Annotated in this window: 23 protein-coding genes and 1 riboswitch; of the genes, 3 read left to right on the forward strand and 20 right to left on the reverse strand. The window is 65.0% G+C overall.

Going from position 1 to position 24,589, the window contains the following annotated elements; genetic code table 11:
- Positions 1–2: 2 nt before the first annotated feature.
- The 10 genes from AC3WP6_RS08135 to cmk form a co-directional block, all read right to left on the reverse strand.
- Entirely contained in the window at positions 3–344 is a 342-nt protein-coding gene (locus tag AC3WP6_RS08135; protein ID WP_492627223.1) for a tRNA-binding protein, read from the reverse strand.
- Positions 341–1,630, reverse strand: a complete 1,290-nt coding sequence (locus AC3WP6_RS08140) for an NAD(P)/FAD-dependent oxidoreductase (protein WP_492627224.1) — start codon at positions 1,628–1,630, stop codon at positions 341–343. The genes AC3WP6_RS08135 and AC3WP6_RS08140 overlap by 4 nt, the downstream gene beginning before the upstream one ends.
- Before the next feature lie 108 nt (positions 1,631–1,738).
- Complete coding sequence (gene galU / locus AC3WP6_RS08145) at positions 1,739–2,614, reverse strand: UTP--glucose-1-phosphate uridylyltransferase GalU (protein WP_492627225.1); 876 nt, start codon at positions 2,612–2,614, stop codon at positions 1,739–1,741.
- A complete protein-coding gene (locus AC3WP6_RS08150; protein ID WP_492627226.1) occupies positions 2,611–4,509 on the reverse strand; it encodes a polysaccharide biosynthesis protein in 1,899 nt (632 codons plus the stop codon). Before AC3WP6_RS08150 ends, galU begins: the two co-directional genes overlap by 4 nt.
- Positions 4,496–5,527 (reverse strand): MraY family glycosyltransferase, encoded by a 1,032-nt coding sequence (locus AC3WP6_RS08155; RefSeq protein WP_492627227.1) that lies wholly within the window; start codon positions 5,525–5,527, stop codon positions 4,496–4,498. The genes AC3WP6_RS08150 and AC3WP6_RS08155 overlap by 14 nt, the downstream gene beginning before the upstream one ends.
- Positions 5,524–6,693, reverse strand: coding sequence for a lipopolysaccharide assembly protein LapB (gene lapB, locus AC3WP6_RS08160; protein ID WP_492627228.1), 1,170 nt, complete (start codon positions 6,691–6,693; stop codon positions 5,524–5,526). Before lapB ends, AC3WP6_RS08155 begins: the two co-directional genes overlap by 4 nt.
- A 9-nt stretch (positions 6,694–6,702) precedes the next feature.
- On the reverse strand, positions 6,703–6,939 hold the full coding sequence (locus AC3WP6_RS08165; protein ID WP_492627229.1) for a DUF1049 domain-containing protein: 237 nt from the start codon (positions 6,937–6,939) through the stop codon (positions 6,703–6,705).
- A 94-nt stretch (positions 6,940–7,033) separates the two neighbouring features.
- A complete protein-coding gene (locus AC3WP6_RS08170; protein WP_492627230.1) occupies positions 7,034–7,369 on the reverse strand; it encodes an integration host factor subunit beta in 336 nt (111 codons plus the stop codon).
- Between the two features lie 49 nt (positions 7,370–7,418).
- Positions 7,419–9,092, reverse strand: a complete 1,674-nt coding sequence (gene rpsA, locus AC3WP6_RS08175) for a 30S ribosomal protein S1 (RefSeq protein ID WP_492627231.1) — start codon at positions 9,090–9,092, stop codon at positions 7,419–7,421.
- A gap of 168 nt (positions 9,093–9,260) precedes the next feature.
- Positions 9,261–9,944, reverse strand: coding sequence for a (d)CMP kinase (gene cmk, locus AC3WP6_RS08180; RefSeq protein WP_492628661.1), 684 nt, complete (start codon positions 9,942–9,944; stop codon positions 9,261–9,263).
- A gap of 296 nt (positions 9,945–10,240) precedes the next feature.
- Here cmk and AC3WP6_RS08185 point away from each other — a divergent pair, with 296 nt between their 5' ends.
- Together AC3WP6_RS08185 and ykgO are read left to right on the forward strand one after the other, a co-directional pair.
- On the forward strand, positions 10,241–11,155 hold the full coding sequence (locus tag AC3WP6_RS08185) for a LysR substrate-binding domain-containing protein (protein WP_492627232.1): 915 nt from the start codon (positions 10,241–10,243) through the stop codon (positions 11,153–11,155).
- A gap of 60 nt (positions 11,156–11,215) precedes the next feature.
- The gene (gene ykgO / locus AC3WP6_RS08190) at positions 11,216–11,341 is read left to right on the forward strand and encodes a type B 50S ribosomal protein L36 (RefSeq protein ID WP_007080705.1); all 126 of its coding nucleotides are present in this window, start codon (positions 11,216–11,218) and stop codon (positions 11,339–11,341) included.
- A gap of 113 nt (positions 11,342–11,454) precedes the next feature.
- Here ykgO and greA read toward each other — a convergent pair whose 3' ends face one another.
- Genes greA through carA form a run of 3 tightly spaced genes read right to left on the reverse strand, consistent with a single transcriptional unit; the run spans position 11,455 to position 16,287 of the window.
- Positions 11,455–11,934, reverse strand: coding sequence for a transcription elongation factor GreA (gene greA / locus AC3WP6_RS08195; protein WP_492627233.1), 480 nt, complete (start codon positions 11,932–11,934; stop codon positions 11,455–11,457).
- Positions 11,931–15,158, reverse strand: coding sequence for a carbamoyl-phosphate synthase large subunit (carB, locus tag AC3WP6_RS08200; protein ID WP_492627234.1), 3,228 nt, complete (start codon positions 15,156–15,158; stop codon positions 11,931–11,933). The genes greA and carB overlap by 4 nt, the downstream gene beginning before the upstream one ends.
- Position 15,159: 1 nt before the next feature.
- Positions 15,160–16,287, reverse strand: coding sequence for a glutamine-hydrolyzing carbamoyl-phosphate synthase small subunit (gene carA / locus AC3WP6_RS08205; protein WP_492627235.1), 1,128 nt, complete (start codon positions 16,285–16,287; stop codon positions 15,160–15,162).
- A 210-nt stretch (positions 16,288–16,497) separates the two neighbouring features.
- On the opposite strand from carA, the gene AC3WP6_RS08210 reads away from it, so the two are divergent.
- Positions 16,498–17,193 carry a 2OG-Fe(II) oxygenase gene (locus AC3WP6_RS08210; protein ID WP_492627236.1) on the forward strand — a complete coding sequence of 232 codons (696 nt, stop codon included), beginning with the start codon at positions 16,498–16,500 and terminating at the stop codon, positions 17,191–17,193.
- Between the two features lie 5 nt (positions 17,194–17,198).
- Here the strand turns inward: AC3WP6_RS08210 and AC3WP6_RS08215 are convergent, their stop codons facing one another.
- The 7 genes from AC3WP6_RS08215 to hrcA form a co-directional block, all read right to left on the reverse strand.
- Positions 17,199–18,194: a sodium:calcium antiporter gene (locus tag AC3WP6_RS08215; protein ID WP_492627237.1), complete on the reverse strand. Its 996-nt coding sequence runs from the start codon at positions 18,192–18,194 to the stop codon at positions 17,199–17,201.
- A gap of 64 nt (positions 18,195–18,258) precedes the next feature.
- A riboswitch (yybP-ykoY riboswitch) is annotated at positions 18,259–18,418 on the reverse strand.
- 70 nt (positions 18,419–18,488) lie between these two features.
- The gene (gene dapB / locus AC3WP6_RS08220; protein WP_492627238.1) at positions 18,489–19,307 is read right to left on the reverse strand and encodes a 4-hydroxy-tetrahydrodipicolinate reductase; all 819 of its coding nucleotides are present in this window, start codon (positions 19,305–19,307) and stop codon (positions 18,489–18,491) included.
- 25 nt (positions 19,308–19,332) lie between these two features.
- Positions 19,333–20,454 (reverse strand): molecular chaperone DnaJ, encoded by a 1,122-nt coding sequence (gene dnaJ / locus AC3WP6_RS08225; protein WP_492627239.1) that lies wholly within the window; start codon positions 20,452–20,454, stop codon positions 19,333–19,335.
- On the reverse strand, positions 20,451–20,792 hold the full coding sequence (locus AC3WP6_RS08230) for a hypothetical protein (RefSeq protein WP_492627240.1): 342 nt from the start codon (positions 20,790–20,792) through the stop codon (positions 20,451–20,453). Before AC3WP6_RS08230 ends, dnaJ begins: the two co-directional genes overlap by 4 nt.
- Positions 20,793–20,799: 7 nt before the next feature.
- On the reverse strand, positions 20,800–22,725 hold the full coding sequence (gene dnaK, locus AC3WP6_RS08235; RefSeq protein ID WP_492627241.1) for a molecular chaperone DnaK: 1,926 nt from the start codon (positions 22,723–22,725) through the stop codon (positions 20,800–20,802).
- Positions 22,726–22,833: 108 nt separating this feature from the next.
- Positions 22,834–23,358, reverse strand: coding sequence for a nucleotide exchange factor GrpE (gene grpE, locus AC3WP6_RS08240; RefSeq protein ID WP_492627242.1), 525 nt, complete (start codon positions 23,356–23,358; stop codon positions 22,834–22,836).
- Positions 23,359–23,440: 82 nt separating this feature from the next.
- Complete coding sequence (hrcA, locus tag AC3WP6_RS08245) at positions 23,441–24,502, reverse strand: heat-inducible transcriptional repressor HrcA (protein WP_492627243.1); 1,062 nt, start codon at positions 24,500–24,502, stop codon at positions 23,441–23,443.
- Positions 24,503–24,589 lie beyond the last annotated feature (87 nt).

Raw genomic sequence — 24,589 nt, forward strand, 5'->3', positions numbered from 1 at the left:
CTTCAGGCGAGCCGCGTACCGTTCGGCACCGGACGCTCGACGGCGGCAAGCACCACACCCTCGTCGGTGGGAAAGCCGGTAAGCAGAAACTGCGAACGGAACGGACCGATCTGCTTTTCGGGAAAATTGATGACGCCCACGACCTGCCGGCCGATCAGATCCTCGGGGCGATACAGCGCCACGATCTGGGCGCTGGTCTTCTTTTCGCCATAGGGGCCGAAATCCACCCACACCTTCCACGCCGGCTTGCGTGCCTCGGGGAAGGCTTCGACTTTCGTCACCGTGCCGGCCACGATCAGCACTTTCTCGAAATCGGCCCAGCTGAGGTCCGCGTCGTCATTCATGCTTCCAGCCTCGTCTTGAGCGCATCGCGCAACTCCTGCCACCAATAGCTGGCTTGGGCGGCGGCGAAGCCGAACGGCTTGCCGGCCGACACCAACCCGAAATCGTTGAATTGCTGCCACCCCGTGTCACCGTCGGCGATCGCCGCCGCCACCAGTTCGCCCGCAGCGCAGGTCGGCGCCAGGCCGTGCCCGCCAAACGCCTGCGCATGCCACAGGCCGTCTGCGCTGCGGCCGATCTGCGGCATCTGGTGGCGTGCATAGCTCATCAGCCCCGACCAGGCATGTTCCACCTGCACGCCCGCCAGTTGCGGAAACACCTTGAGCAGATCACGCAGCAACCGCCGCTGCACCGCGTGCGGGGATCGATCGCGCACCGAGATGCGGCCGCCCCACAACAGCCGGGTATCCGGCAGCGGCCGGTAATAGTCGAACGCAAACCGCGAGTCGTACACCGCGGCCCGCGTCATCAGGCACTCGGCAAGACGATCGCCGAGCGGCTCGGTGGCCAACACATAGGTGGCGATCGGCAGCACCGCGGCATCGACGCGGCGGTCAAGCCGGCCGAGATACCCGCCACAGGCAAGTACGACGTGCTCGGCCTGGACTTCGCCTGCCGGTGTTGTCAGGTGCCAATGCGCGCCCGCGCGGTGCAAGTGCGTCACGGTGCTGTGTTCGTGGATGGCAACGCCTTGGGTACTCGCCGCCGCCGCAAGCCCGAGCGCGTAGTTGAGCGGGTGCAGGTGCAGCGCATTGCGCTCGTACAGACCATCGTGATAACGCATGCTGTTGACGCGCGCACGCAAAGCCGCTTGCGGCAGCCACTCCCACGTGACACCGAAGCTATCCGCCAGCAGTTGCTGGCGCGCCCGCAACACCGCCGGATCGCGAAACCAGTTGGCCCAGATGACCCCGGCGTCCACCGCATCGCAAGCGATGGCGTAGCGCTGGATGCGTGCACGGATGCGTTCGACCGCCGCCGTCGTCAACGCGAACAAAGCGCGCGCACGCGCAAGGCCAACGCGATCCACCAGCGCCTGCTCACCGAGAGAATAACCGGCAAACACGAAGCCGCCGTTGCGGCCGGACGCACCGAAACCGATCTCATCGCGCTCCAGCAGCACCACGTCGCGTACACCGTGTTCGGCCAGACTCAGTGCCGTGTTGAGTCCTGCAAAACCGCCACCCACGACGGCGACGCGCGCCTCGACTCTGCCGGCCAGCGGCGCATACGGTGCATGACGCGTGGCGGTGGCACGGTAATAAGACGAAACGACGGCGGATTTCATGCGCGGGCGCCCCTGTGCGTCGGCGAAGGGCCCGAGATTACCGCAGCAAGCTCACATCAGACACCCTGCAGGCATCGCGCAACGACCAGCAACCTCTGCGGCAGACCGTCACAGCGTGGCAGCGATCTCGCGCACCACCGGTGCCAAGGCAGGGTCCTGCATCGCCATATGGATGGTTGCGCGCACCAGGCCCGCCTTGTTGCCGCAGTCGAAGCGCGTGCCCTCGAAGCGATAGGCGAGCACCTTGCCCTGTTCCTTGAGCAAGGCCTCGATCGCATCGGTCAACTGGATTTCGCCGCCAGCGCCGGTCGTCGTGTGCTCGAGCAGGTCGAAGATGCGCGGCGGCAGCACGTAGCGCCCCACTACAGCCAGGTTGGACGGGGCATCGGCGGGTTTCGGCTTTTCCACCATGTGCCGGATCCGCGCGCTGCGTTCGTCGATGGGAGTGGCGTCGACAATGCCGTATTTCTCGGTTTGCTCATGCGGCACTTCTTCCACCGCGATCACGCCGGCATCCTCGCGCGCGCCGAGCTCCGCCATCTGGCGCAACGCGCCTTTTCCGGAACCGTTCCAGATGAGGTCGTCCGGCAGCATGATGCCGAATGGTGCGTCGCCGATCACCGGCTTGGCGCACAGCACCGCATGGCCGAGGCCGAGCGCCTCAGGCTGGGTGACGAAGATGGCACGCACATGGCCGGGCAAGGTGCCGCGCACCATGGCCAGGAGCGCGTTCTTGCCTTTCTGCAGCAGCTTGGCTTCGAGCTCGTAGGCCTTGTCGAAATAATCGGCGATGGCGTGCTTGTAACGGTTGGTGACAAAGATGAGCGTGTCCGCGCCGGCTTCGACGGCTTCATCGACGGCGTACTGGATCAGCGGACGGTCGAGTACCGGCAGCATTTCCTTGGCGACTGCCTTGGTGGCCGGCAGAAACCGGGTGCCGAGTCCGGCCACGGGAAACACGACCTTGCGCAACGGTTGGCTCACTTGCCTTCTCCGGATTCCTGGCGACGGATCGAAACGACGTTGTCTGGCTGGGTGGTTTCGCTCCAGCGGAACGACGGCAGCAGGCTCGACACGCAGCGCCGCAACTCGGTGTCGTCGCCAACGGAAACCACGCCGTCGGCCTTGCGCAGCAAGCCCTGCAGCAGATCCCAAGACACCTCGCGGTGTTGCGCGAGGAAGATCTTCGAATGCGCCGTTGCGCTGTAGTGCTCCTGCGGGTGGAACAATTCCTCGAACAGTTTTTCACCCGGCCGCAAGCCGGTGTACACGATCGGAATCTCGGTGCCCGGCTTCTTGCCCGCCAGGCGGATCATCTGCTCGGCGAGATCGCGGATCTTGATCGGTTCGCCCATGTCCAGCGCGTAGATCTCGCCGCCGGAGCCGAGCGTGGCGGCCTGCAGGATGAGCTGGCAGGCTTCGGGGATGGTCATGAAGTAGCGCGAAATCTCCGGATGGGTGACGGTGACCGGCCCACCCTCGCGGATCTGCTGCCGGAACAGCGGCACCACCGAGCCGGCCGAATCGAGCACATTGCCAAAACGCACCGTCATGTAGCGCGTCCGTGCGTGCGCATCGAGGTTCTGGCACCAGATCTCGGCAATGCGCTTGCAGGCGCCCATGACGCTGGTCGGGTTGACCGCCTTGTCGGTCGAAATCATCACGAAGGCGTCGACCCCGGCTTCGTTGGCAAGGTCGGCCACCGTCCGGGTACCAAGCACGTTGTTGCGGAACGCGGCGCGCAGTTGATCCTGCAGCAACGGGACATGTTTGTACGCGGCGGCATGGAACACCACCTGCGGCTTCGCTGCCGCCAGCGTGCGGCGCATCAGAACCTCATCACCGCAACTGCCAAGCACGCCATCGAGGATCAGGTCGGGGAAGTGCTGGCGCAGCTCGCGCGTGATCCGGTACAGGTTGAACTCGCTGTGATCGACCACCGTCAGCGCTGCGGCACCCAGTCGCGCCACCTGCCGGCACAATTCGGAACCGATCGACCCGCCACCACCAGTCACCAGCACCCGGTGCCCACTGATGGCCTCGCGAATGGCAGTCCAATCCAGCTCCACCGTCTCCCGGCCGAGCAGATCCTCGATCGCGACTTCCTTGATCTCGTTGACCTGCGCCCGACCGGCCACCACGTCTTCCAACCGCGGAATAGTGCGATACGGCAGATCGGTCGCCGCACACGCAGCGACGATGACGCGCATCTCGCCAGCTTTGGCCTCCGGCAGGGCGATCAGCAGCATGTCGGCCGCGGTTTCACGGGCAATATCGGCCAGTCGCGCAGTATGGCCGAGCACCGGCAACCCATTGATGCTGGCCCCACCCATGGCGGGACGGTCATCGAGAAACCCGACCACCGAGTACGCACTGTCGCGTTGGAGGTCGCGCGAAAGTGCCTCGCCGGCGCGGTCGGCGCCAATGATGAGTACGCGCCGAACCGTCGCGGAGCCGGCCAGGCCGACGCGGCTGTCCTTCCAGTAGCGGTAAAGCAGGCGCGGTGCGCCCAGGCCAACCGCCAGCACGACCGGATACAGCACCAGCATCGAACGCGGTACGCCGTCGAGGCGGTTGAACATCGACAATGCGAGCCAGATCGCAATCGAACCCAGCGCCACCGCGCGAATGATGTTCCACAGATCGGGCAAGCTGGCGAAACGCCATACGCCGCGATACAAGCCAGTCCAGCGAAAAATCGCGCCTTGCGCGACGAGCACCACCGGAAGCTCGAACCAGCGGAATTGGATGATGTCTTCCGGGCGTACCGTGTAGCGCAGCCACTTGGCGATCAGCCACGCAAGTGCTGCCATGGCGAGATCATGTCCGATGACCGCCATGCGTGGATGAACCACCGCAACCAGTTTACGCAACGACATCGAACATCCCTGAAGCCCTGCGCCGCAGACAACGGTGCTTGAAGACAAACCACGCCACGATGGTAAGCAGATAAGCCAACACCACGGCACCATAGGCAAGCATGGATGAACTCCAGGCCAACCACGCCAAAGGCACCAATACCAGCAGGTTCCAGCCCATAAAAAGCGCACACACCCTTGCATGGCTGTGCAGGCGTCGCGCCAGCCACTGGTAAAGGTGTTCGCGGTGCGGAGTGTACCAGCGGCGACCGCGGCACATGCGTGACAGCAGCGTCAAACTGGCATCGACGACAAAGGCCGCGGACAGCACCAGGACCGCCGGCAAAGTACGCGGTGCCATCGTCGCGCACACGGCAGACAACGCAAACAGCAACAACCCGACACTGCCGCTGCCGGCGTCGCCCATGAAGATCCGTGCTGGCGAGCGGTTGAAGTACCAGAACCCCAGGCAGGCCGCGAACACGCACACCGCCGCCAGTGAAAGGCCAGGCTGCTGCGCCAACCACCCCAGCACGCCCAGACCAGCCGTGACGAACATGGCTTGCTGCGCCAACAAGCCGTCGATGCCATCCATGAAATTGTGCAGGTTGATGCTCCAGGTGCCGGCCAGCACCAATGGCAATGCCCACCAGTAGCTGAGCCCTTCCGCGATCAGTGCCAACGCCAGCAACGAGCACGCCGCAAGTTGCACCAGTAGCCGCGGCAAGGCCGGCAACGCGTGACGATCATCAAGCCAGCCGACCGTGGCTACCATCGCCACGCCCGCCAGCAAGGCATCGCGCACTACGGTGGATGGCGCCTGGTCGCCGCCACCCCATGCCCATGGCAAGGTGACCAGGCACGCCACGACGATGCCGATACCGCCGCCGCGCGGCGTCGCCACGGTATGTGAGCGTCGTCGGCCCGGTTGGTCGAGCATGCCGTGGCGCATTGCGTACCAGATCGCGCCCCGCACCGTGGCGATGGCGATCGCCAACGACAGCAGCGGCCAGGCAAGTACCGCCGACACGCCACTCATTCGTTGGCCACGCCATGAATCGGGCGGATCGTGCTCCAGCTCTTGCAACTCGGGCACTGCCAGTGGTGCGCCTTCGCACCGAAACCGCAGCGGCTGCAGCGGTACATCGCCTGCCCTTCAAGCAGCTTTTTCGTCAAGTCACGCAGTATCAGGAAATTGTCGCGCGCTTCGCCCTGGATGCTGTCCATCGTGGCGTCGATCAAGGCCATCAGACCGCGTACCGATGGCCGTCGCCGCAGCTGTGCAGTGAGGAAATCCACCGCGGCGTGCTTGCCATCCCGCTCCGCGTACAGATGCGTCAGGGCCAGCACTGGCGAGACGCCGTGATAACGCTCGAGCAGCCCGCGCAAGAAGCGTTCGGCGCGCTCCATTTGGGCCGAACGCGCGTAACTGTCCAGCAGCGGCGGCAGGATCTCGGGTACGAAGGCCACGTCGGCGGCCACGGCAGCCTCGTACGCATCCACCGCTTTCGCATGGTTGCCGGCATCCGCTTCGATCCGCCCGGTCAGCATCCATGCCCGCACGCAATCGCGCTGGCAGGCAAACGCCTGATCCAGATACTCGCGTGCCTCGACCTTCGCGCCGTGCTGGCGCGAGCGCTCGGCAAGCTCGCAGTAAAACTGCGCCATGATCGGCGTCTGGTCCTCGCCGGTCATGGCTTCGAGCCGGCGGGCGTGTTCGATCGCCTGGTGCCAATCGCGCTCGTGCTGATAGATCGAGATGAGGTGGCGCAAGGCGGATGGCGCATGCGCATCCAACGCCACGAGGTCGCAGAACAGGGCTTCGGCGCGGTCGAGCAGCCCGGCGCGCATGTAGTCCTCGCCCAATTCAAGCAAGGCAACCGTCTTCATCGGTTCGGACAAGTCCGGGCGTGAAACCAGGTGCTGGTGCAACCGGATCGCCCGATCCACCTCGCCGCGCCGGCGGAACAGATTGCCCAGCGCAAGGTGGGTCTCGACCGTGTCGCGGTTGTATTCGGCGAGGCGCAGGAAGACCTCGATGGCCTTGTCCTGCTCTTCGTTCAAGAGGTAATTGAGGCCGCGGAAATAGTCCGACGACAACTCGTTGACCGCCGCACCCGAGCGGCGTGCCGATAGCCAGCGCGCCAGCCACCAACCCGCCGCAAACGCGACAGCCACCGCAGGAATCACATACCAGGGCAACATGGTGCCGGCTTACTTGCCGGCCTCCTTGCGCACCCGCTGCCGGCGCCGACGCACACCCATGCCAAGCCACGCGGTAAGCCCGCCAAGGAGCCAGCCGAGCACCAGCGCGGCAAGCAGGGCGGCGCCCTTTGGCAACTGCACGCGTGCGAACGCGAAGTCATAGCCGACCAGGTCGGCATTGAGCGCGCCGACGACGATACCGGCCGCGACGAAGAACCCGAGCAGAAGAATGACGATCAATCGCATGCGTGGACTTTACCTGATCGCTCGCTTGCTGCAGCAAAAACACAAAAGGCAGGCCGACTCGCGCCGCCTGCCTTCCGTCCCGAGCCCCCGCACATCAGGATGCCGAGGTTTCTTCCAGCCGTTGATTCACCCGCTCGCGCAATTCCTTGCCCGGCTTGAAGTGCGGTACATGCTTGCCAGGCAACGCGACCGAGTCTCCGGTCTTGGGGTTGCGGCCCATGCGCGGTGGGCGGAAATGCAGCGCAAAGCTGCCAAAACCACGCACCTCGATGCGCTCGCCAGTAGCCAGTGCCTGGCTCATTTGCTCAATGATGCTTTTGACCGCCAGCTCGACATCGGCAAACGCAAGATGGGTTTGGCGCCGTGCCAGCGCCTCGATCAATTCGGATTTGGTCATGGTCCCCAGGTCCGCGACGTACGCTCCCACCATCGTGAGGCGCGAGGCGGCACAACCCGCCCCGCGCCACATCCACGATGCCTTACTCCGCCTTGTTCAGCTGCTCCTTGAGCAAGGCGCCCAGCTTGGTCGTGCCGCCCGCGGCCGAAGAGTACTCGGCCATGGCTTCCTGCACATCGGCCTCGTCCTTCGCGCGGATCGACAATGCCAGCTGACGCCCCTTGCGATCCATGCCGGTGAACTTGGCTTCCACGGAGTCGCCCACCTTGAGGTACTGGGTGGCGTCGTCGACGCGTTCCTTGGCGATGTCGTTCGCACGCACGTAGCCTTCGACCCCGTCGCCGAGGTCGATCACGGCGCCCTTGGCGTCCACTTCCTTGACGCTGCCGGTGACGATCGTGCCGCGCGGATGGTTGCCCATGTACTGGCCGAACGGATCCTGTTCCATCTGCTTGATGCCGAGCGAAATGCGCTCGCGTTCCGGATCCACCGCCAGCACCACGGCCTCGATTTCGTCGCCCTTCTTGAAGTTGCGCACGAGGTCTTCGCTGGAGGTCTGCCAGGAGATATCGGACAGGTGCACCAGGCCGTCGATGCCGCCTTCCAGGCCGATGAACACGCCGAAGTCGGTGATCGACTTGATCTGGCCGGAAACCTTGTCGCCCTTCTTGTGCATGGCGGCAAAAGCTTCCCACGGGTTGGAGCGGGTCTGCTTGATGCCCAGCGAGATGCGGCGACGCTCTTCGTCCACGTCGAGCACCATCACCTCGGTCTCGTCGCTGACCTGCACCACCTTGGCCGGGTTGACGTTCTTGTTGGTCCAGTCCATCTCGGAGACGTGCACCAGGCCTTCGACGCCCGGCTCGATCTCGACGAAACAGCCGTAATCGGTGACGTTGGAAACCTTGCCGAACAGGCGCGAGCCCACCGGGTAGCGCCGCGAGATGTTGACCCACGGATCATCGCCGAGCTGCTTCAGGCCCAGCGAGACGCGGTTGCGCTCGCGGTCGAACTTCAGCACGCGCACTTCCAGCTCGTCGCCGACATTGACCACCTCGGACGGATGGCGCACGCGCTTCCACGCCATGTCGGTGATGTGCAACAGGCCGTCGATGCCGCCCAGGTCCACGAACGCGCCGTAGTCGGTGAGGTTCTTGACCACGCCCTTGACCACCGCGCCCTCGACCAGCCGCTCCAGCAGCGCCTCGCGCTCGGCGGAGAACTCGGTCTCGACCACGGCGCGGCGGCTGACCACCACGTTGTTGCGCTTGCGGTCGAGCTTGATGATCTTGAACTCGAGCTCCTTGCCTTCGAGATAGGTCGGCTCGCGCACCGGGCGCACGTCGACCAGCGAACCCGGCAGGAAGGCGCGCACGTCGTGGATGTCCACGGTGAAGCCGCCCTTGACCTTGCCGGAGATCATGCCCTTGACGGTTTCTTCCTTGTCGAATGCCGCCTCGAGGTCGTCCCACACCATCGAGCGCTTGGCCTTCTCGCGCGACAGCTTGGTTTCGCCGAACCCGTCTTCGAGTGCTTCGAGGGCCACCTTGACCTCGTCGCCCACGTGCACTTCGATGGCACCACTCTCGTCCTTGAACTGCTCGATCGGGACAATGCCCTCGCTCTTCAGGCCGGCGTTGATGACGACGACGTCGTTGCGGATCTCCACCACGATGCCGGAGACGATGGCGCCGGGCTTGAGCTTGGCAATGGCCTGTTGGCTCTGTTCAAACAGTTCGGCAAAACTTTCGGTCATGTTGATTCCAGAATGAAAAAGGACGGTCGCGATGCGTGATCCAGACCTTGCACCGACAACGGTCCACCGGTTGGGGTGCTTCCAGCCGCCTCTTTGAAGAGACAACCTTCCTCACCATGATTGAACCCCGGCCGCCCTGGCCGAGGAAGAAAAACCGCAATGCAACCGCTATTGCGGCTGCACGACGGCGAGAACACGTGCAACGACTTGATCGATGCGCATGCCGGTGGAATCCACCAGCACGGCTTCCGGCGCGGGCTTGAGAGGCGCCACCGCACGCGATGCATCACGGTGGTCACGCGCTTCGATCTCGCGTTGAAGGCTCGCAAGTGTAACGTTTAGCCCCTTTTCTTTCAACTGCTTATAGCGCCTTTTCGCACGTTCCGCGGCGCTTGCCGTAAGGAACACCTTGAACGGCGCATCGGGGAAGATCACGGTGCCCATATCGCGTCCGTCGGCGACCAGCCCGGGGCTCTTGCGAAAGCCAAGCTGCAGGTCGACCAGCGCCTGGCGCACCGCAGCAATCGAGGCGATGGCGGACGCCGCCGCCCCCGCGGTTTCGGTACGCAGCTCGTCGGTCGCATCGTGGCCATTGACGAGAATGCGGGTATCGCCACCATCGGCGCTGGCCTGGAACCGGATCTTGGTCGACTGCGCGCAACGGGTGACGGCCTCGGCATCGGTGAGATCGAGCCCGGCGGCGCCCGCCGCATAGCCCACGGCCCGATACAGCGCGCCCGAATCGAGCAACCGCCACCCCAGGTGCTCCGCCACACGCCGGCTCACCGTGCCTTTGCCCGAGCCGGACGGGCCGTCGATGGTCAGCACGGGAACAGGGGCAATGTGATTCATGGCCGGCTCGGCAAAAGCGTGGAAATTCGCATGGTATCGCGGCATGGGCCTATCACACAGCTGACCGCAAACACAGCGGCGTGCGCCACCCAAACGGTTTGCCGCAGACGCAAAACGCCCCGCAAAGCGGCGCATCGATCCAGCCCAAGGGGGAGTTGACTGGATCGTTTGCAGCACCACCGCGGGGCGGGGTCACCGCCATCGGGAGGGGTGATGACGGGACGGGGAGCATTTTATGGGCGCCTCGTTCAGTTATCTAATATATATTTACCCGTACTCTTAGATGCATAGCGACTATGTTTGACCTGCGCCAGTTGCGGTACTTCATTGCGGTCGCCGAAGAATTGAGCTTCACCCGCGCGGCGATCCGCCTGCATATCTCGCAGCCGCCACTATCGCAACAGATCCTCGCGCTGGAGCGTGACCTTGGTGTCACCCTGCTGGAGCGCAACAAACGCAAGGTGGCGCTGACCGAACCGGGACGCGTGTTTTTCGAAGAAGCGCGCCAAATCCTCACTCAGACCGAGCTGGCGCGCAGCCGCACCACGGCCACCGCGGCTGGCCAGAGCGGCCAATTGCGCTTGGCGTACTCGGTGTCGGTGTCGTTTCACCCGTTTTTGCCACGCGCCCTGCTTCGCCATCGGCAGGTGGCGCCAGCGGTCAATCTGCAGCTTTCGGAGCTGTACACCGAGCGCCAGTTTGCCGCCCTGCTGGCGAACGAGATCGACGTGGGCTTTGTGCGCAATGAACCGCATCACCAGCGCGACGCCCGGCAATTGCATTTGCGCGTGATCGACCGCGAGCCCCTGATGTTGGCGCTGCCCGCCAGTCATGCCTTGGCCACCCGCGAGACGGTAACCATGCGCGAAGTCGCGGAAGAGTCCTTCGTAACCCAGCCGCGTCAGCTCGCCGCCACCCTGTACGACCGGCTGGCAGCGCTGGCCGACGCCGCCGACTTTCGTCCGCGCATCGTGCAGCAGGCGCAGCAGGTCAACGGTCTGCTGGCCCTGGTGGCAGCCGGGCTTGGCCTGGCGCTGGTGCCAGCCAGCATGCGCGCAGTGCATCTTGCCGGCGTGCGCTATGTGCCCCTGGTCGACCCACTGGCGCACCTGCTGCTGGCGGTGGCGAGCCGTACGGGCGATCATTCACCGGTACTGGCGCAGTTCCTCGCCACCGTGGAGGACGCCCTGAGCGAGTTTGGCAACTTGTGATACAGCGACAGCACCTATATACTTGCGCGCTACGTTTTTTGTCTGCATCAGGAGCTGGCCGTGAAGGTGCTTAACTCGTTGAAGTCCGCCAAGGCGCGGCACCGCGACTGCAAGATCGTGCGTCGTCGCGGCAAGGTGTTCGTGATCTGCAAGAGCAACCCGCGTTTCAAGGCCCGTCAGCGCTGATTGCCAGTGCCACGTGGCATCGAAGAGGCCGCTGCGAGCGGCCTTTTTGTTGCCCTGGAAAATGAAAGGCCCCGGATCGACGGGGCCTTTTGCGTGCGCGTGCCACACGCCACTCAGGCATAGCGCACGGCGATGATCTCGTAGTGCTTCACGCCATTAGGCGCGGTGAACTCCAGGCTGTCGCCTTCGAGTTTGCCAATCAACGCACGGGCAATCGGCGAGGACACGGCGATCAGACCCTGCTTGATGTCGGCCTCGAGATCGCCAACGATCTGGTAGGTCACCGCCGTGCCGCTGTCCTCGTCCTCGAGGTCGACCACGGCGCCAAACACGACCTTGCTGCCCGGGTTGAGCTTGCTGACGTCGATCACCTCGGCGTTGGAAAGCAGGCCTTCGAGCTGGGCAATGCGCGCCTCGATCAGCCCCTGCAATTCACGCGCCGCGTGGTACTCGGCGTTTTCCTTGAGATCCCCGTGCTCGCGCGCTTCGGCGATCGCCGCGATGATGTGCGGGCGGTCCTCGGATTTCAGCTTGGTCAACTCCGCCCGCAGGCGGTCGGAACCGACTTTGGTGATCGGTGGACGATTGCTCATGCCTTCAACTCCTTGTGCAGCTCCTGCAGGCTGTGTACCTCGTGGCTGCCGTGAAAATCCAGCGAGTGCACCAGCGCGCGGGCGCCGGACACCGTCGTGGAATAGGTGACGCGCTGCTGCAACGCCTCCCGCCGGATCGAGAACGAGTCCGCAATGGCCTGCTTGCCCTCGGTCGTATTGACGATATAGACGACCTCGCCATTCTTGATCATGTCGACGATGTGCGGGCGCCCTTCGAGCACCTTGTTGACCCGCTCGCAAGCCACGCCGTGTTGCAGCAGATACGCCGCGGTGCCGGAAGTGGCCACCAGCGTGTAGCCACGCTGCAGGAGATCCTGCGCCACCGGCACCAGTTGTTCCTTGTCCGCATCGCGCACCGAAACGAACACCTTGCCCAACGGCGGGATCTTGATGCCGGCCGCATCATGACCGCGCGCAAACGCGGCGCCAAAGCTGCGGCCCACGCCCATCACCTCGCCGGTGGAACGCATTTCCGGACCGAGGATCGGATCGACGTTGGGAAACTTCACAAACGGGAAAATCGCTTCCTTGACCGCGTAATACCCCGGAATCACCTCGCGGGTGGCGCCCTGCTCCGCCAGCGTCTTGCCGGCCATGCAGCGCGCGGCGATCTTGGCCAGCGGCACGCCGGTGGCCTTGGACACGAACGGCACGGTGCGCGAGGCGCGCGGATTCACCTCCAAGATGTACACGGTATCGCCCTGGATCGCGAACTGGGTGTTCATCAGGCCGATGACCTTGAGCTCCTTGGCCATGGCGGTGACCTCGCGGCGCATCTCGTCCTGGATCGCCGGCGGCAGCGAGTACGGCGGCAGCGAGCAGGACGAATCGCCGGAATGCACGCCGGCCTCCTCAATGTGCTCCATGATGCCGCCGATCACCACGTTGCCCTCGTGGTCGGCAATCACGTCCACATCGACTTCGGTGGCGTGGTCGAGGAAGTGGTCGAGCAGCACCGGGGAGTCGTTCGACACGCGCACCGCCTCGCGGACGTAGCGCGCGAGATCGGCGTCGTCGTACACGACTTCCATCGCGCGGCCGCCAAGCACGTAGCTCGGGCGCACCACCAGCGGGTAACCGATTTCGCGGGCCAGCACCAGCGCCTCGTCGGCATTGCGTGCGGTGCGGTTCGGCGGCTGGCGCAGGCCGAGCTTCTGGATCATGTGCTGGAAACGCTCGCGGTCTTCCGCGAGATCGATCGAATCGGGCGAGGTGCCGATCACCGGCGCACCGGCAGCTTCCAGCGCGCGCGCCAGCTTCAGCGGCGTTTGTCCGCCGTACTGCACGATCACGCCCTTGGGCTTTTCGAGATCGACGATTTCGAGCACGTCTTCCAACGTCAACGGTTCGAAATACAGGCGATCGGAAGTGTCGTAGTCGGTCGACACGGTCTCCGGGTTGCAGTTGACCATGATGGTCTCGTAGCCATCCTCGCGCAGGGCGAGCGCCGCGTGCACGCAGCAATAGTCGAACTCGATGCCCTGACCGATGCGGTTCGGGCCACCGCCGAGCACGATGATCTTGTCGCGTGCGGTCGGCTCGGCCTCGTTCTCCTCGTCATAGGTCGAGTACATGTAGGCCGTGGTAGTGCCGAATTCGGCCGCGCACGAATCCACCCGCTTGTACACCGGGCGCACGCCAAGCATGCGGCGCAGGTGGCGCATGGCGGCTTCGTCCGAACCCGTCAGCTCGGCCAGCCGGGCGTCGGAGAACCCCAGGCGCTTGAGCTCGCGCATGCGGTTGGCATCGAGTGCATCGACCCCTTGTGTACGGACGTCCATCTCGGCCGCGACAATGTCCTCGAACGCGGCGAGGAACCATGGATCGACGTGACTGAGCGCGTAAACCTGATCCAGCGACAACCCGGCGCGGAACGCGTCGGCAAGGAAAAACACCCGTTCCGGCCGCGGCTCGCGCAACTCGCGCTTGAGCGTGGCCAGTCCGTCGCTCGTGGCGTAGTCGAGCCCGCTGGGGTTCAGCCCGGTCTTGCCGATTTCGAGCCCGCGCAAGGCCTTCTGCAGCGATTCGGCAAAGCTGCGACCGATCGCCATGACCTCGCCCACCGACTTCATCTGCGTGGTGAGCCGCGGGTCGGCCTGCGGGAACTTCTCGAATGCGAAGCGCGGGATCTTGGTGACCACGTAGTCGAGCGTCGGCTCGAACGAGGCCGGGGTCTTGCCGCCGGTAATGTCGTTCGCCAGCTCATCCAGGGTGTAACCGATGGCAAGCTTGGCGGCGATCTTCGCGATCGGGAAGCCGGTAGCCTTGGAGGCCAGCGCCGAGGAACGCGACACGCGCGGGTTCATCTCGATCACGACCATGCGGCCGTTGTCCGGGCTGACGCCGAACTGCACGTTGGAGCCGCCGGTGTCGACGCCGATCTTGCGCAGCACGGCGATCGAGGCATCGCGCATGCGCTGGTATTCCTTGTCGGTCAGCGTCTGCGCCGGCGCCACCGTGATCGAGTCGCCGGTGTGCACGCCCATCGGGTCGAGGTTCTCGATCGCGCACACGATGATGCAGTTGTCCGCACGGTCGCGCACCACCTCCATCTCGAACTCTTTCCAGCCAAGCATCGACTCGTCGATCAGCACCTCGTGCGTGGGCGACATCTCGAGCCCGCGCTTGACGATGGTTTCGAACTCTTCCTTGTTGTACGCAATGCCGCCGCCTGAACCACCGAGCGTGAAACTCGGCCGGATGATGTTGGGAAAACCGAGCGTCGCCTGGACCCGCACGGCTTCCTCGTAGCTCTTGGCCACCGCCGAACGCGGGCTTTCCAGCCCGATCGCAGTCATTGCCCCCTTGAACAACTCGCGGTCTTCCGCCATGCGGATCGCGTCGCGCTTGGCGCCGATCAGCTCCACGCCATACTTGTCCAGCACGCCGTGGTCGGACAGCTCGAGCGCGCAGTTGAGTGCGGTCTGCCCGCCCATCGTCGGCAACACCGCGTCCGGGCGCTCCTTGGCGATGATGCGCTCCACCGTCTGCCAGTTGATCGGTTCAATATAGACCGCATCCGCCATGTGCGGGTCGGTCATGATCGTCGCCGGGTTGGAGTTCACCAGCACTACGCGGTAACCCTCCTCGCGCAGCGCCTTGCACGCCTGCGCGCCGGAGTAGTCGAACTCGCAGGCCTGGCCGATGACGATCGGGCCGGCGCCGATGATGAGGACGCACTTGAGGTCGGTACGCTTGGGCATGTCAGCGTGCCTCCTGCATCAGTTTGGCGAAGCGGTCGAACAGATAGCGCATGTCGTGCGGCCCTGGAGAGGATTCGGGGTGGCCCTGGAAACAGAAGGCTGGACGGTCGGTCAACGCAAAACCCTGCAACGTGCCGTCGAACAGCGAGGTATGGGTTACCCGCACGTTGGCCGGCAGCGTGGCGGAATCCACTGCAAAGCCATGGTTCTGGCTGGTGATGAGCACCCGGCCATCATCGTGGTCGCGCACCGGATGGTTGGCGCCGTGGTGGCCGAATTTGAGCTTGATCGTCTTCGCGCCCAGCGCGAGTCCCATCAACTGATGGCCCAGGCAGATGCCAAACAGCGGAACCTTGGCGTCGAGGAACGCGCGCGTGGCCGCAATCGCGTAGTCGCACGCGGCCGGATCGCCGGGGCCGTTGGAGAGGAACACGCCATCGGGCTGCATGGCCAACACCTCGGCGGCTGGCGTCTGCGCTGGCACCACCGTGAGGTCACAACCGCGTTCGGCGAGCAGGCGCAGGATGTTCTGCTTCACGCCGTAATCGTAGGCCACGACCTTGAACCGTTTGGACGGCTGGTTGAATACGGTGCGGTCGAGGTCGTATAGGCCGGCATCCCAGTGGTAGGCCTGCGGGGTGGACACTACCTTGGCGAGATCCATGCCGTTCAAGCCGGGGAATGCGCGCGCCTTGGCCAGCGCATCGGTTTCGTTCGCGCCGTCGCCGGCAAGGATGCAGCCGGCCTGCGCGCCCTTGTCGCGCAGGATGCGTGTCAGCCGCCGGGTGTCGATGCCGGCAATCGCCACCACGCCGTGGCGCTTGAGATACGCGGGCAGGCTTTCGTTCCGCCGCCAGTTGCTCGCCAGACGCGGCACGTCGCGCACGACCAGCCCGGCGGCATGCACCTTCTCCGACTCGTGGTCTTCGGGGTTGCAACCGGTGTTGCCGATGTGCGGATACGTGAGGGTGACGATCTGCCGGGTGTACGAGGGATCGGTGAGGATCTCCTGGTATCCGGTCATGGCGGTGTTGAAAACCACCTCGCCGACGGTTTCGCCAGTCGCGCCCACGGCTTGGCCGTGAAACACGCTGCCGTCTTCAAGAGCCAGCAATGCAGGTGTGAGCATGAGTCCGCCTTCGGGTGCAGCAAAGCCCGCAAGCCATGCACAGCAGGCTTGGGAACCTTGGGGGTAGAGGTATCAGGGCGGGTCACAATGATAGGCAAGCGGCCCTTTCCTGTCTACCGGGAAAGCGCTTCAGACGGCCGTTTTCGTCAGCCTGCGTACCGGGATGTCGCGCTACACTTTGCGCTTCTCTCGATGGATTGAGTCGCCGCCATGAGCCCGGAAGCATTGCTCGATCCCGCGCGTCTCGAGCGCCCTGATACCGTGCTGGAGCGCACGCCGTTCCCGTTTCTGCTGGCGCACGGCCAACTGCCGGCCGAGGCCCGGCATGACCTCGAACGCGACTACCCAGCCTACCCGAGCGCCGGTTTTTTCCCGTTCGACCCCGCCGATTGCGGCCCCTCGATCAATGCCCTGGTGGAACAGCTCACGACGCCGGCGTTTGCGCGGCTGATCGGCGCCAAGCTGGGCATCGACGACCTTGACCGCTACCCGACCCTGGTCAGCCTGTGCCGGCGGATGAACAAGCGCCACGGCACCATCCATACCGACAGCGATTCCAAAGTCGCCACCGTGCTGCTGTACCTCACCCCACAGTGGCCGGATACCAGCGACGGCTGCCTGCGCCTGCTCTCCCGTCCGGACGACATCGACGCCGTGATTGCCCCGGAACTGCCGCCGCTGTACGGCGAAATGGCCGCGTTCAAGCGTTGCGGCCATTCCTACCATGGCCATTTGCCGTACGAGGGCGAACGGCGCGTGATTCAGCTCGCGTGGCTGGTGAATGAGGACGCCAAGCAGCGCAAAACCCGGCGTGGCCACTTTGCGCGCCTGCTGAAACGCCTGACCGGCAAACTCGACACCCGCTACGGCGCCGACCGCGACCGCAACGCCGCGCACTACGACTGACGCCTTCAGGCGTGGCGCCACAGCACGAACAGCGCAAAAACGCCATACAACGCCACCACCGGCAACAGCGTGCGCGCATCGGCGCGCCCACGGCGAAACAGCGCCCACAGATAGACGATGGCGATCGTCGTCAGCACGCCCGACACGATCAGGGGGGCGTCGAACACCCACGGCGTGGCAAAGATCGCCAGCGCGCTGGGGATCGTCGCCTGAATCATCATGGAGCCGGAAATGTTCGCCAACGCGAGGCGCTCCTTGCCCTGACGCACCCAGATCAGCGCGTTCAGGGTCTCCGGCAGCTCGGTGGCCACCGGGCTGAGCAGCAGCGCAACCAGGTGCGGGGACAACGACCACGCCTCGCCGATGGCTTCAAGCTGGCCGACGAACACCCGCGAGGCAAGGGCGATCACGAAGAGCGCACCGCCGGTCTGCAACCAGATGCGCGACATCGCCGGCAAGGAGGTCCCCGGATGCAGCTTGAGCGGCTCCAGCTCACCCTCCTCGTCGGTGTCCTGGGTGCGTACTTCCCGCGCCACGTACGCTGCATAAGCCAGCAGAAACGCGACGCCCAGCCACGGTTTCCACGCAAACGCGATCAGCCCAAGGCCGACTTTCACCACGAAGATGGCGAGAAACCACGCTTGGTCGCGCGCCAGCCGGTGATGGTCCACCCGCACCAGGTGATCGCTGCGCTTGAGCCGGCGGCGATTCCACCACAACGCGCCGCCCACCACGGCATAGGCGATGGTCGCCAGCACCAGCGGCCCGCCCATTGCCGCACCCACGCCGATGTCGCGCGCACCGGGGGTCTTGCCGAATATCACCGCAATGAACGTGACCGCGCTTTCCGGCAACGCGGTGCCGAAGGCGGCCAGGACGGTGCCGGTTGCGGTGCTGCCGAGGTTCAGACGCCGGCCCAACCATTCGACGCCGTTGACGAAGTACTCGCAGGCCACGTAGATCGCGCCGGCGGAAAGCAGGAACAGGGCTGCAGCAAGCATGCGGAATTCCAGCCGGGCGAGCGGAACGCTTTGGCGCAACGACGCGGCTCGCCCGGCCCGGGTCAAGCGCATCATGGCCAAAGGTCTCGCCGGGCATGCCGCAAGGCGGCTACGCCATCCGCGCCACGAGGCATGGGCCTCAAGTGTGTTGACGCGGATTCCTCAATGCATGCCGGCAAGAATACCGACGGGAGCGAGGATGGCTACTCCCCAATGACAAACGCCGCGGATGTTAACGGCTCGTGTCAGTCCCGGCAAGCGCACACATCGGCATGATGCGGGAGGCGGGTTCGCTCACTCCGGCAAATGAAGCCGCATGCGCGTGGCGAGCACGTCGTCCATGCCGTAGGCACCGGCGGGCCGCGTGGCCAGCCAACTGGCGGCTTCCAGTGCACCACGCGCGAAGATCGCGCGGTCGGTCGCGCGATGCGCCAGTTCAATGCGCTCGCCGGTACCGATCAGCATCGCCTGGTGTTCGCCGACGATGTCCCCGCCGCGCACCACGGCAAAACCGATGCTGCCGTCGCGCCGCGCGCCGGGGCGGCCTTCACGCGCATAGACGGCGGCTGCCGCCAACGTGGTGCCCCGTGCCTGCGCTGCGGCCGCGCCCAGCGCGAGCGCGGTGCCCGATGGGGCATCCTGCTTGCGCCCATGGTGGGCTTCGACGATTTCCAGATCCCAGTCGTGCAGTGCCGCAGCCGCTTCGCGCAACAGCCGCGTCAGCACCGCCACGCCAAGGCTGAAGTTCGCCGCGCGCAGCAATGGGATACGGCTGGCCGCCGCGTCGAGCCGTGCGACCAACGCAGGATCAAGTCCGGTCGAGCCGGCCACCAGCGCGGTGCTCCGCGCAAGGCAGAAATCCAGCGCAGTGGCCAAGCCGGCGGAACTACTGAAATCAACCACGACCTCAATGCCGGCAGGAGCCGCCGACCAATCGTGCGCGAAGCGGAGTGGTCGCCCCGGCCACACCGGCGCGTCCGCCTGTGCAGACTGCGGCGACACCACGGCGTAGGCGAGCTCGAACCGCGCGTCGCTGCGCAATAGCCCGATGAGCGCCTGCCCCATGCGCCCGGAGGCACCGTTCAACGCAATGCGTATCGGCGTGGTGGCCATGCTGCGGATTCCCGTGGTCGATGACTCAAGAAGTGACGCGCGACCAGAACTGTTTCACCCCATCCACCCAGTTCTTGGCGCGTGGCGTGTGCTCGGAAGCCTGATCGGCGGCAAAGCTGGCTTCAAGCTGTTCGAGCAGTTCGCGCTGCTGCTTGGTCAGCCGCACCGGGGTTTCCACCACCACGCGGCAGATCAGATCGCCTGGACGTCCGTTGCGCACCGATTTCACGCCACGACCGCGCAGACGGAAGGTCTGCCCGGTCTGGGTTTCCGGCGGGATCGCGATGGGGATTTCGCCTTCGAGCGTGGGCACCGGCAACTGCGCGCCGAGTGCGGCCTGCGAAAACCGGATCGGTACTTCGCAATAAAGATCGGTGCCGTCGCGCTGAAAAATAGGGTGCTCGCGTACGTGCACTTCGACGTAGAGGTCGCCGGCCGGGGAGCCGCTCGGACCGGCCTCGCCCTGCCCCGACAGCCGGATGCGGTCGCCATTGTCGACACCGGCGGGCACCTTGACCGCCAGCGTGCGGGTTTCTTCCAGGCGCCCTTCACCATGGCAGTGCGTGCACGGCTTTTCGATCACGCGCCCGGAGCCGCCGCAGCGCGGGCAAGCCTGCTGGATCGAGAAGATGCCGTTTTGCATGCGTACGCGACCGTGGCCGCGGCAGGTCGGGCAGGTGCTGGTCTTGCCGTCGGCCGAGCCGCTGCCGTTGCAGTGCTGGCAATTGACCTGGGTGGGGATTTCGATTTGCTTCTCGACGCCGAACACGGCTTCTTCAAGGTCGAGTTCGAGGATGTAGCGCAGGTCGGCGCCGCGGCGCTGCTGACGCCCATGGCCGGCGCCGAAAATATCCCCGAAAATATCCCCGAAAATATCGCCCATGTCGCCAAAGCCGGCACCGCCGCGGCCGCCGGCGCCGTTCTCGAACGCGGCATGCCCGTACTGGTCGTACAACGCGCGCTTCTGCGCGTCGGCAAGGATCTCATAGGCCTCCTTGGCCTCCTTGAACTTCTCCGCTGCCGTCGGATCGCCCGGGTTGCGATCCGGGTGATATTTCATTGCCAACCGTCGAAACGCTTTTTTGAGTTCCGGCTCGGATGCGTTGCGTTCGACCCCGAGAACTTCGTAGTAATCACGCTTGCTCATTGCTTGATCCGCGATTCGATGCGCCAATCAGGCAAAAACCAGATCGCAGCCACCGTGGCATAAAGAAGGCAGGCGAGCCATGGCGCGACGAACGCCACAGCCATGCCGACCAGATACATGGCGGCGGCGAAGCGGCCTTTCCAGTCCGCCCCACCGCCTGGGCAAGCAGCGGCCCGCGGCCGCCGTTTGCTGAATTGGGGGGCCTGGAACGGTTGCCACGCCAGCACGTTCAGCAACGGTGCGCCGCTGCCGAACGCCTCAAGCCGCCCCTTGTCCATCATCCCCCCCTCCCGCGGAAACGACGAGCGCCGCAAAATGCGGCGCTCGTCATCGGTCAACCCTCGGTCAAGCCGACTTGCCGTCGTTCTTGACCTCGGTGAACTCGGCATCGACGACATCGTCGGCCTTGGGCTGGCCCTGCTCGCCACCAGCCGGCTGCTCGCCACCGGCAGCGCCGCCCTGCGCAGCCGCATACAGCGCCTGCGCCACCTGTTCGAGCTTGGTGATCTTCGACTCGATCAAGTCCTTGTCGTCGCCATCCTTGACCTTTTCAAGATCGGACAAGGCGCTTTCGATGCCGCCGATCTGCGCCCCGATCTTGTCGCCGTGCTCCTTGAGCGCACTGCGCGTGGAGTGCACCAGCTGGTCGGCCTTGTTGCGCGTGCCCACCAGCTCATGGAACTTCTTGTCCTCTTCCTTGTTGGCCTCGGCGTCGGACACCATCCGCGCAATCTCCTCTTCCGACAGGCCCGAGCCCGCCTTGATCTCGATCTTCTGCTCGCGGCCGGTCTTCTTGTCCTTGGCCGACACATGCAGGATGCCGTTGGCGTCGATGTCGAACGTGACCTCGATCTGCGGCATGCCGCGCGGCGCCGGCTCGATGCCCTGCAGGTCGAACTTGCCGAGCGACTTGTTGGCGTTCGCGCGCTCGCGCTCGCCCTGCAGCACGTGCACCGTCACCGCACTCTGGTTGTCGTCGGCGGTGGAGAACACCTGCGAGGCACGGGTCGGCACCGTGGTGTTCTTTTCGATCAGCTTGGTCATCACGCCGCCCATCGTCTCGATGCCGAGCGACAGCGGGGTGACATCGAGCAGCAGCACGTCCTTGACCGTACCGCCGAGCACGCCGCCCTGGATCGCCGCACCAACGGCAACCGCTTCATCCGGGTTGACGTCCTTGCGCGGCTCCTTGCCGAAGAAGTCCTTGACCGTTTCCTGCACCTTGGGCATGCGCGTCTGGCCACCGACGAGGATCACCTCGGCGATGTCGGACACGCGCAGGCCGGCGTCGTTCAGCGCCGTGCGGCACGGCTCGATGGTGCGCTTCAGGAGGTCTTCCACCAGCGCTTCGAGCTTGGCGCGCGTCAGCTTGATGTTGAGATGCTTCGGGCCGCTGGCGTCGGCCGTGATGTACGGCAGGTTGACCTCGGTCTGGTGGCTGGACGACAGCTCGATCTTGGCGCGCTCGGCGGCGTCCTTCAGGCGCTGCAGCGCGAGCGGGTCCTTGCGCAAGTCGATGCCCTGGTCTTTCTGGAACTCTTCGACCAGGTAGTCGATCACGCGGCGGTCGAAATCCTCGCCGCCGAGGAAGGTGTCGCCGTTGGTGGCCAGCACCTCGAACTGCTTCTCGCCGTCGACCTCGGCGATCTCGATGATCGACACGTCGAACGTGCCGCCGCCGAGGTCGTACACGACGATCTTGCGGTCGCCGCCCTTCTCCTTGTCCAGCCCATAGGCCAGTGCGGCCGCGGTCGGTTCGTTGATGATGCGCTTGACTTCCAGGCCGGCAATGCGGCCAGCGTCCTTGGTGGCCTGGCGTTGGCTGTCGTTGAAGTACGCCGGCACCGTGATGACCGCCTCGGTGATCGTCTCGCCGAGATAATCCTCGGCGGTCTTCTTCATTTTCATCAGCACCTTGGCCGAAACTTCCGGCGGCGCCATCTTCTTGCCGTCGGCGGTTTCCACCCAGGCGTCGCCATTGGTGTTGGCGACAATGCCGAATGGCGCGATCTTCAGGTCGCGCTGCACCTCGGCGTCCGCGAATTTGCGGCCGATCAGGCGCTTCACCGCGTAAAACGTGTTCTTGGGGTTGGTCACACCCTGGCGCTTGGCCGAGGCGCCAACCAGCACTTCGCCATCTTTGCTGAAGGCGACGATGGACGGCGTGGTGCGGTCGCCTTCCGAGTTTTCGATGACCTTGGCGGTACTGCCGTCCATGACCGCCACGCAGGAATTGGTGGTGCCGAGGTCGATGCCGATGATCTTGCCCATGGTGTGTGCTCCTGAAGCTTGGAAGCGGCCGGCAGGCCGTGTGATGGTTGACCAGATGGGGATCGGGTGGATTGGATCAATGCCGCCCGGCCTCCGGATGGGGGGATTTCACTCTTGCGCTACGGACACCAGCGCCGGGCGCAGCAGCCGTTCGTTCAGCAGGTAGCCTTTCTGCAGCACGCTGACCACCGTGCCCGGCGCCGCGTCGGCTGCCGCGACCATGCTCACCGCGTGATGGCGTTCCGGGTCAAGCGGCTGGCCGATCGGATTGACCTGCGCCAGACCATGGTTTTCACCCACCTTGAGCAGCGCCTTGAGCGTGAGGCTCAGGCCTTCGCGCATGGCGGCCACATCGGCGGTTTCCACCGCGAGCCCGCTCTCGAGTCCGTCGAACACCGGCAACAGCTCGCTCAGGAGTTTTTCGTTGGCGAACCGCCGCGCCTGCTCAAGATCGCGATGCAGGCGCCGGCGCTGGTTTTCGATGTCGGCCTTTTCGCGCAACACGGCGTCGCGCAGCTCGGCATTGCCGGCCTCAAGCTCAGCCACGCGCGCCCTGAGCGCGTCGATGTCGGCGGCAACCGCCGCGTCGGCTGCCGCATCGACTGCGGGTGCCTGGGGATCGTTGTTCTGCATGAAGGGCTCCAAACCTGTTCCACCGCCGGCGCACGTGGCCGACCATTCCGAAAAATTGCGGGTATCCCCGCCCCTGCGCCGGTTATGAGGCCGTCGCCGCGCGATTCAAGGCATCGCTGAGCAAGCCGGCCGTGGCCTGCACCACCGGAATGACCCGCTCGTAGGCCATGCGCGTGGGACCGATCACGCCAACCGCGCCGAGCACGCGGCCCTGCGCGCCATAGCTGGCGGTGACCACGCTGCAGCCGTCGAGCGCCGCAAAACCGGATTCCTCACCGATGAAGAGCCGCACGCCGGGCGCCCGTGCGCACACTTCCATCAGTTGCAGGAGTTCGTTCTTCTGCTGGAACGCCTCGAACAACTCGCGCAGGCGTTGCACATCGGCCAGCTCGGCGTAGGTCATGAGGTTGGTCTGCCCGCTGACCAGCACGTCGTCACCACCGGTCTGTGGTGCAAACGAGGCCGTTGCCAGCTCGGTCGCCGCAGCCACCAGTCGATTGAGTTCACTGCCGGCCTCGCGCAATTCGGCCACAAGCTGCGCGCGCACCTCATCCACCCGCAGGCCGGTGCAGTGCGCGTTGATGTAATTCGCCGCCTGTTCCAGCTCGCGCGTGCCCAGCGGCCGGGTCAACCGCACCACGCGGTTTTGCACCTGGTTGTCGGAAAACACCAGGATCACCAGCACCTGCGAATCCGGCAGCGCGACGAAATCAATGTGACGCAGCGGGAAATCCGCCTGCCGCGGCACGGTGACCACGCCGGCAAAATGGGTCATCGCGGACAACAGGGTCGAGGCATTGCCCAGCAGTTCGCGCGCGGTCGTCGAGGCCGAGGGCAATTCGCGTTCGAGCCGCGCCAGCTCTTCGCGCGGAAGGGGCTGCAGTTCGATCAGGCTGTCCACGAACAAACGCAAGCCACGCGGCGTCGGCACCCGCCCGGCCGAAGTGTGCGGCGAGGCAACGAGGCCGGCCTCCTCCAGATCGGCCATGATGTTGCGGATCGTCGCCGGGCTGACATCCAGCCCCGAGGAGCGCGAAAGCGTGCGCGACCCCACCGGTTCGCCATCGACCAGATATTGCGCGATCAGACTGCGCAGCAGCCGCCGGGTGCGGGTATCCAGATCGTGACCGTGGGAGCGGGACATGCGCTGTTGCAATGGATGAGACAGTGACTAAATAGGGTTCGCGCGCCGACGATGCAAGTCGACACGCGCCGGCATTGTAGCGACAGC

The sequence above is a fragment of the Rhodanobacter sp. FW106-HT46G03 genome (genome assembly GCF_058789895.1).

What these genes read in the sequence shown, in the direction of transcription:
- rpsA (WP_492627231.1), bottom strand. Translation starts at nt 9,092, where the DNA reads ATGACCGAAAGTTTTGCCGAACTGTTTGAACAGAGCCAACAGGCCATT.
- lapB (WP_492627228.1), bottom strand. Translation starts at nt 6,693, where the DNA reads ATGTTGCCCTGGTATGTGATTCCTGCGGTGGCTGTCGCGTTTGCGGCG.
- cmk (WP_492628661.1), bottom strand. Translation starts at nt 9,944, where the DNA reads ATGAATCACATTGCCCCTGTTCCCGTGCTGACCATCGACGGCCCGTCC.
- AC3WP6_RS08140 (WP_492627224.1), bottom strand. Translation starts at nt 1,630, where the DNA reads ATGAAATCCGCCGTCGTTTCGTCTTATTACCGTGCCACCGCCACGCGT.
- AC3WP6_RS08185 (WP_492627232.1), top strand. Translation starts at nt 10,241, where the DNA reads ATGTTTGACCTGCGCCAGTTGCGGTACTTCATTGCGGTCGCCGAAGAA.
- dnaK (WP_492627241.1), bottom strand. Translation starts at nt 22,725, where the DNA reads ATGGGCAAGATCATCGGCATCGACCTCGGCACCACCAATTCCTGCGTG.
- AC3WP6_RS08165 (WP_492627229.1), bottom strand. Translation starts at nt 6,939, where the DNA reads ATGCGATTGATCGTCATTCTTCTGCTCGGGTTCTTCGTCGCGGCCGGT.
- carA (WP_492627235.1), bottom strand. Translation starts at nt 16,287, where the DNA reads ATGCTCACACCTGCATTGCTGGCTCTTGAAGACGGCAGCGTGTTTCAC.
- dnaJ (WP_492627239.1), bottom strand. Translation starts at nt 20,454, where the DNA reads ATGAGCAAGCGTGATTACTACGAAGTTCTCGGGGTCGAACGCAACGCA.
- AC3WP6_RS08155 (WP_492627227.1), bottom strand. Translation starts at nt 5,527, where the DNA reads ATGAGTGGCGTGTCGGCGGTACTTGCCTGGCCGCTGCTGTCGTTGGCG.
- AC3WP6_RS08170 (WP_492627230.1), bottom strand. Translation starts at nt 7,369, where the DNA reads ATGGTGGGAGCGTACGTCGCGGACCTGGGGACCATGACCAAATCCGAA.
- AC3WP6_RS08210 (WP_492627236.1), top strand. Translation starts at nt 16,498, where the DNA reads ATGAGCCCGGAAGCATTGCTCGATCCCGCGCGTCTCGAGCGCCCTGAT.
- AC3WP6_RS08135 (WP_492627223.1), bottom strand. Translation starts at nt 344, where the DNA reads ATGAATGACGACGCGGACCTCAGCTGGGCCGATTTCGAGAAAGTGCTG.
- grpE (WP_492627242.1), bottom strand. Translation starts at nt 23,358, where the DNA reads ATGCAGAACAACGATCCCCAGGCACCCGCAGTCGATGCGGCAGCCGAC.
- dapB (WP_492627238.1), bottom strand. Translation starts at nt 19,307, where the DNA reads ATGGCCACCACGCCGATACGCATTGCGTTGAACGGTGCCTCCGGGCGC.
- carB (WP_492627234.1), bottom strand. Translation starts at nt 15,158, where the DNA reads ATGCCCAAGCGTACCGACCTCAAGTGCGTCCTCATCATCGGCGCCGGC.
- AC3WP6_RS08215 (WP_492627237.1), bottom strand. Translation starts at nt 18,194, where the DNA reads ATGCTTGCTGCAGCCCTGTTCCTGCTTTCCGCCGGCGCGATCTACGTG.
- greA (WP_492627233.1), bottom strand. Translation starts at nt 11,934, where the DNA reads ATGAGCAATCGTCCACCGATCACCAAAGTCGGTTCCGACCGCCTGCGG.
- hrcA (WP_492627243.1), bottom strand. Translation starts at nt 24,502, where the DNA reads ATGTCCCGCTCCCACGGTCACGATCTGGATACCCGCACCCGGCGGCTG.
- AC3WP6_RS08150 (WP_492627226.1), bottom strand. Translation starts at nt 4,509, where the DNA reads ATGTCGTTGCGTAAACTGGTTGCGGTGGTTCATCCACGCATGGCGGTC.